Annotated in this window: 4 protein-coding genes; 2 read left to right on the top strand and 2 right to left on the bottom strand. The window is 71.3% G+C overall.

The genetic code is table 11. The annotated features are described in order from the left end of the window. On the top strand, window positions 1–246 hold a 246-nt coding region (locus ACFV61_RS33350), incomplete at its 5' end, for a hypothetical protein (RefSeq protein WP_380495784.1). 216 nt (window positions 247–462) lie between these two features. Here the strand turns inward: ACFV61_RS33350 and ACFV61_RS33345 are convergent. Beyond that, window positions 463–1,131, bottom strand: coding sequence for a TetR/AcrR family transcriptional regulator (locus ACFV61_RS33345; protein WP_363367813.1), 669 nt, complete (start codon window positions 1,129–1,131; stop codon window positions 463–465). Between the two features lie 89 nt (window positions 1,132–1,220). Between ACFV61_RS33345 and ACFV61_RS33340 the strand changes: the two genes are divergently transcribed. Then, entirely contained in the window at window positions 1,221–3,503 is a 2,283-nt protein-coding gene (locus tag ACFV61_RS33340) for a DPP IV N-terminal domain-containing protein (protein WP_380495782.1), read from the top strand. A gap of 1,377 nt (window positions 3,504–4,880) precedes the next feature. Here ACFV61_RS33340 and ACFV61_RS33335 read toward each other — a convergent pair. Continuing rightward, on the bottom strand, window positions 4,881–6,137 hold the full coding sequence (locus ACFV61_RS33335; protein ID WP_063351934.1) for an MFS transporter: 1,257 nt from the start codon (window positions 6,135–6,137) through the stop codon (window positions 4,881–4,883). Window positions 6,138–6,377: the final 240 nt, after the last annotated feature.

Here is a 6,377-nt window from a genome sequence, read left to right as displayed (position 1 = left end):
AACGGCCACTTGCAGATCACCTACAAGGACACCGCCGACAAGTGGGCGACCACCGACCTCACCACCAAGGTCGGCACCCCGGTGACGGACGGCGCCGTCAGCGCCACCACCGACCCCGACGGCACGCTCGCCATCTACTCCCGCAGCTCCCTCAACGGCGGCCACATCAACCTCACCGCCCTCCAGCCGAACGGCAGTTGGGCCGCGGTCGACCTCACCAACATCGTCGGCACCCCCGCCAGCTGACCCCCCAGCCAGGCCGACGGTGAAACGGCCCGGCCCTGAAGAGGCCCTGTCCCATCATCAGTGGTACCGAAGCGTGACGGGCGTCGCTGACGGCTCATGCGAGATGTCAACGAGCTTGTGAGTGTGGTGTTTTCGGGATTACGGGGCAGCGCCCGGTGACCGGTGTGTCTCCCAATCACGGAAGAGCAGCTCATGAGCGCCGCCGGCGTCAGGGCGTCAGGGCGATCGTGGGAGCGAGGCGAGGATGGCGTCGAGGCCGAACTCGAAGACGTCCCGCTGGGTGAAGGTCGGGAAGTCGACGGTGGTGGCGTGCATCGCCGGGTACACCTCGGCCGGGAGGCGGGCCCACTGTTGGCGGACCCGTTCCCAGTGCTGCGGGTCCTCGTCCCAGACCCGGCGGACGGGGTAGAGCGTGGCGCAGCCGAGGACGAAGCGGATCAGCGTGGCGAGCAGGCCGATCGCCGTCCGGTGGTCGACCTGCAGTCGCGCCAGGCGGGCGTAGATCTGTTCGGACATGCGGGCCTCGACGTCGCCGACTCCGTCGGAGGGGGTGTTGATCTGCAGGAGGGCCGGGTGCGTGATGAACAGCTCGAAGTAGGCGTGCATCACCTGCCGGAGCCATGCGACGTCGTCGAGGTCGGGGTCGGGCCACTGGAATCGGCTCAGCAGTTCCGCGGTGACGGCGAGGAGGATCGCGTCCTTGTCGCGGAAGTGCGTGTAGAGCGACATCGGGCGGACGCCGAGGTGGTCGGCGAGCCGACGGATGGTCACCGCGTCCAGTCCGTCGCGGTCGATCAGTTCGATCGCCGCGTGGACGATGGCCTCGGGGCTGAGGGTGCCGCGGGGTGCGCGAGCGGGCGCTGTCTTGTGTCTGGGCGATGACATTGGGGTTCCTGATTCGTTCGGGACCGCAGTTCCATCAGCGTACCGTACGCTGTACTGTTCCTGGATCGAGACTGATTCCAGGAGGCCGGATGTCCATGAACGCACTCCCCGCCATCGCCTACGACCGAGCTGAGCGGATGCTGCTGCACAACCGATCCCGGCTCGCCCTGCGGGCCAAGGCGAAGCCCGTCTGGATCGGCGGCGGCGAGAGGTTCTGGTACCGGGTCGAGACCGAGCGGGGCGGCGAGTTCGTGCTGGTCGACCCCGCCGCCGGGACCCGGGGGCCGGCGTTCGACCCCGAACGACTCGCCGCCGCGCTGGCGTCCGCCGCCGGCCAGCCGGTCCAGCCGTACGTACTGCCGTTCCGGGCGGTCGAGTTCGCGGACGGGACGGTCGCGTTCGACGCGTTCGGCGCGCGCTGGACCTGCCGGCTGGCCGACTACCGGTGCGCGCGGGACGAGAAGCACGCCGAACCCGCACCGCTGGAAGTCGCCTCGCCGGACAAGAAGTGGGCGGCGTTCCGCCGCGACCACGACCTGTGGGTGCGTTCGGCCGAGACGGGCGAGGAGTTCGCGCTCACCGCCGACGGCACCGCGGATCGCAGCTACGCGGCCCACCCCGACGCGGCGGTCCCCACCCACCTGCTCGGCAAGCTCGGTCTTGCGGACATGCCGCCGGCGCTGCTGTGGTCGCCGGACTCGGCGCGCATCCTCACCCACCGCACCGACCAGAGCGATGTCGCCCTGATGCACCTGGTCGAAGCCGTCCCGCCGGATGGCGGCCGGCCGCGCCTGCGCAGCTACCACTACCCGGTCCCCGGCGAGCCGATGACCTGCGGCGAGTGGATCGTCTTCGACGTCGCGTCCCGGACCGCGACACCCGCCAAGACCGACCCGTTCCTGCTGCCCTACATGTCACCTGTCACGCTGAAGAAGGCGTGGTGGGCCAAGGACAGCACGGCCGTCTACTACCTGGATCAGCCCCGTGACCTCCGGACGTTGCGGCTGCACGCACTCGACCCGGCGACCGGCGAGGTGCGCACCCTGGTCGAGGAGCACGGCGACACGCGGGTGGAGGCCGCGCAGGAGATCACCCAGAAGCCGATCGTGCACGTGCTCGCCGGCGGCCGCGAGACGCTGTGGTACTCCCAGCGCGACGGCTGGGGGCACCTGTACCGCTACGAGGACGGGGAGCTGGTCGAACAGCTCACCCGAGGGCCGTTCGCGGTGCAGCAGATCGTGCACGTCGACGAGGCGGAACGGGTCGCGTACGCCGTCGTCTCAGGACTGGTCCAGGCCGACCCGTACCGACGGTCGCTGGTCCGGGTCGGCCTGGACGGCGGCGGGATCGCCAAGCTCACCGACGACGATCTGGACCACGTGATCACCGCGCCGGAACACGGCCGCTGGTTCGTCGACTCCGCGTCGACCGTCGACACCCCGCCGACGATCACCGTGCGTGACCGGGGCGGAGCCGTGCTGGTCGAGCTGGAACAGGCCGACATCACACCGCTGCTGGCCGCCGGCTGGACACCGCCGGAGCGGGTCAGGACCCTGGCCGCCGACGGCGTCACCGAGATCTACGGCGTCCTCTACAAGCCCCACGGCTTCGACGCCGCGCAGCGCTACCCGGTGATCGACCACCCCTACCCGGGCCCGCAGATCCACCGGGTGGCGGCCTCCTTCGACCCGGGCACCTACGGCTACGACGCCGAGGCGGTGGCGGCGCTGGGCTTCGCGGTGCTGGCCGTCGACGGCCGCGGAACGCCCGGCCGGGACAAGGCCTTCCACGATCACGCCCACCGCAACATGGGCAGCGCGGGCGCGCTCGAAGACCATGTCGCGGCGCTGCGCCAACTCGCGCAGGCGCGTCCGTGGCTGGACCTGGACCGGGTCGGCGTCTTCGGCGTCTCCGGCGGGGGATTCACCACCGCCCGCGCCCTCCTGGCGTTCCCCGACTTCTACAAGGTCGGCGTGGCCGAGGCCGGCAACCACGACAACCGCCACTACCACGCGCTGTGGGCCGAGGCCTACGACGGACCGTTCGACCCGGACGCCGGGGCCCGGCTGTCCAACACCGAGCTGGCCGGGAACCTGGTCGGCAAACTACTGCTCGTCCACGGCGACATGGACGACAACGTGACACCGCATCTGACGATGCGGCTGGTCGACGCGCTGATCGCCGCGAACAAGGACTTCGACCTGCTGATAGTCCCCGGCGTCGAGCACAGCTTCCTCGGTCGCAGCGGCTACGTCGCCCGACGCCGCTGGGACTACCTGGTGCGCCACCTCATGCACCGCGAGCCGCCGGCCGGCTACCGGCTGGCGGACGTCCCGCTCTCCCTGGAACTGCTCGAAGCCCTCTTCAGCTGACGTGGAAAGGACCTTCCCCATGCCCACCTTCTCCGCCCGGGCCCGGCCCTTCTTCTTGAACCGCGAGTAGCCGCCGGCCCGGCCGACACGACGGCCCGGCCGGCGAGTCGAACCAGTTCCCGAACGCCGTGTCCGCATCGATGAACGCGGACTGGAACGCGTCGGTGGATACCTCATGCCACCACGGACACGGCGCCGGCGGACCATGGAAGCTGCCCTCACGGTCTCGGGGCACCTCGACCTCGACCGGGCCGGCGAGCACGTCGGCGGGTGCGACGGGGAGGTGGTGGCCGTAGGAGGTGTCCAGTTCCAGGTCCGTCATCAGGTCGGCGAATCGCCGACTCTCTCCTACGGCCCGACGGGGCTCATGAGAAGGAGCTGCTGCTTCCGGCGAAGGGGCTGGGCTCCGCCGAGGGACTGAGTTCGCCCGGAGCGCTGGGCGCGGCCGGGGAACCGGGCGTGGCCGAGGGGCTGGGCACGGCGGAGGGGTTGAGCTCGTCCGAGCGGTTGGGGGTGGCCGAGGGGCTGGGTACGGCTGGGGAAGCGGGCGTGGCCGAGGGGCTGAGCTCGTCCGAGCGGTTGGGCGTGGCGGAGGGGCTGAGCTCGTCCGAGCGGCTCGGGTACGGCTGAGGGGCCGGCTGTGGTCGAGCGCCGGTGGGCGTGGCGGACGGGCTGGGTGAGGCTGGTGAACTGGGCTTGGTGGAGGAACTGGGCTTGGCGGAGGGGCTGGGCTTGGCCGAGGCGCTCGACGTTGCCGAGGGACTGGCCGTGGCCGAGGGGCTCGGGCGGGGGTCGTGGGGGCAGAGCACGTCGGGGTCTTTGAACCCGTAGCTCAGGCCCCAGTCCCTGTCGCAGCCGCCCCAGTACGTTCTCACCCAGCCGCAGTAGGGGCCGCCGTAGCTGAAGCAACGGGGTACCGAGTCGTCCGAGTCCGGATCGGTGGAGGGTGACCAGGATGATTCGGCTTCGCTCTGCGAGGTGCCGAGGGCGTTGACCGTGCGGACCTGCGTGGCATCGGAACTCTGGGACGTCCCGCCCATGAAGAGGACGGTCAGGCCGAAGGCTGAGGCGGAGGCCGCCACGATTGAAGCGGCGAGAACGCGGCGGGTGGAGCGCATGACTGGTCCTCTTGGCTTCGTGGTCTGTGGCACGTGGGATTGCACTCCGGGCACGAGCACCGCCGCTGTGAGCGCCGGAGTTAAACATATGGTCGGAAGACCGTTCAATAGTCGGCGAAGCGCCGCTCAGGCGGCCTTGCCTCGGATTTTCACTCGAAGAGACTCGCCTCGACCCACGTGCCGCGACCGCGCGCAGATCTTCGTCGACGGGGGCCTCGGCCGGGCCCGGTGATCGGCGGATGACCGGTGATCGACACGGTCAACGCAGGGAGCGGATCGCCGGGCTCGTGGCGACCAGGCCGGCGCACGCCAGGACGGCGCTGCCGCAGACCAGGAACAGGGCCGTCGTGCCGTAGGGGAGCAGGGCGCCGGCGATCACGTAGGAGAACGGGTCGAACGCCACCGTGGCCAGCACGACGAGACTGAGCACTCGGCCCAGCAGTTGCTCGGGCACCCGCTCCTGCAGAGTGGCCACGACGACCACTCCGAGGAACCCGGATCCGAGGCCGATCAGCGAGACCACCGCCGTTGCGGCGACGACGTGGGTGACGGCGGCGAGTGCGGCCATGCCTGCGCCGATCGCCGCGACACCGCCGACCACGGTCCGGCCGCGCCGGGCGGGCGGCCGCCACCCGGCCATCAGCGAGCCGGCCAGTGAGCCGGCACCGAAACCGGAGAGCACGACGCCCAGGGATCCCGCGCCGCCGAGGCGTTGATCGGCGAGCACCGCGCCGCCCACGAGCACGGGGCCCACGACCGCGATGTTGATCAGGGCGATGGCGGCCAGCATCCCTCGCACCAGTGGTTCGTGCCAGGCGTATCCCAAGCCCACGCCGAGGGCACGCGCACTGCTGAACTGCTCGCCGTCGACGGCGGCCGGACCGGCGTCGACCCCGGCACCTTCGCCGCGCCGTACCACCCGGATCAGCGTGCTGAGGACGACGGCGGCCAACGCGGCCATCGCCACGATCCCACCGAGCGTCGCGGCGAAGCCGACTGCGGCGATGCATCCGGCGGCCACCGCCGGGCCGACCAGATCGCCCCCCGACTCCGCGCCCTGCACCAGACCGTTGACCCGGGAGAGCTTGTCGGTCGGCACGACGGCGGGTAGCAACGCCAGGGCCGCCGGGAAGTACGCGGCGTCGGCGGCGCCGAGCAGCCCGCCGAGCAGCGCGACCGTCGTCAACGACGGTGAGGTGAAGGTGACCAGGGCGCCGAGGGCGAGCAGGACGGCGACCCGGAGCCAGGCGGCGCCGGCCACGACACGGGCGGGACCGAGGCGGTCGACCAGTACTCCCGCAGGAGGCAGGAGCACCGCTCGCGGCAGCGCCACGGCCACCAGAACCAACCCCGTGGCGATTCCGGGTTCCGACAGGTCGAGCACGAAGAGCGTGAGCCAGACGATGAACAGCGCATCGACCACGGCCGCCAGCCCTTGACCCGCGATCAGGCGGCGCAGGTGCGAATCGCCGAGCGGTTCGCGCGGAAGGGGCGGGGCAGTCGGCTCCGTCGTCATCGGTGGCTCTCCGGGGCTCGGGTACGGGGCATCAGCCATGGCGTGGCGGCGGCCCACCGGCAACGCCGGCGGCGCCGGCGCCGGGTGTCACTATGCGACGTGGGTGCCCCCGTCGAAGAGCCGTCCCGGCGGCGGTCACCGGTGCTCGGCGACGTAGTTCACCGCGTCGCCGACGGGCCACAACCCCGTGACCCGGGCGTCCGGGCTCTTCACCACGAACCGGTCCTCGACCGCCCCGGC

The organism is Kitasatospora sp. NPDC059817, from assembly GCF_042731835.1.
In the GTDB taxonomy this organism is placed as follows: Bacteria; Actinomycetota; Actinomycetes; order Streptomycetales; family Streptomycetaceae; genus Kitasatospora.
This window is presented reverse-complemented; position numbering and strand designations above follow the sequence as displayed.

Bases quoted from the DNA above. Each gene is read 5' to 3' on its own strand.
- ACFV61_RS33345 (WP_363367813.1), bottom strand. From the start codon at position 1,131: ATGTCATCGCCCAGACACAAGACAGCGCCCGCTCGCGCACCCCGCGGC.
- ACFV61_RS33340 (WP_380495782.1), top strand. From the start codon at position 1,221: ATGTCCATGAACGCACTCCCCGCCATCGCCTACGACCGAGCTGAGCGG.
- ACFV61_RS33335 (WP_063351934.1), bottom strand. From the start codon at position 6,137: ATGACGACGGAGCCGACTGCCCCGCCCCTTCCGCGCGAACCGCTCGGC.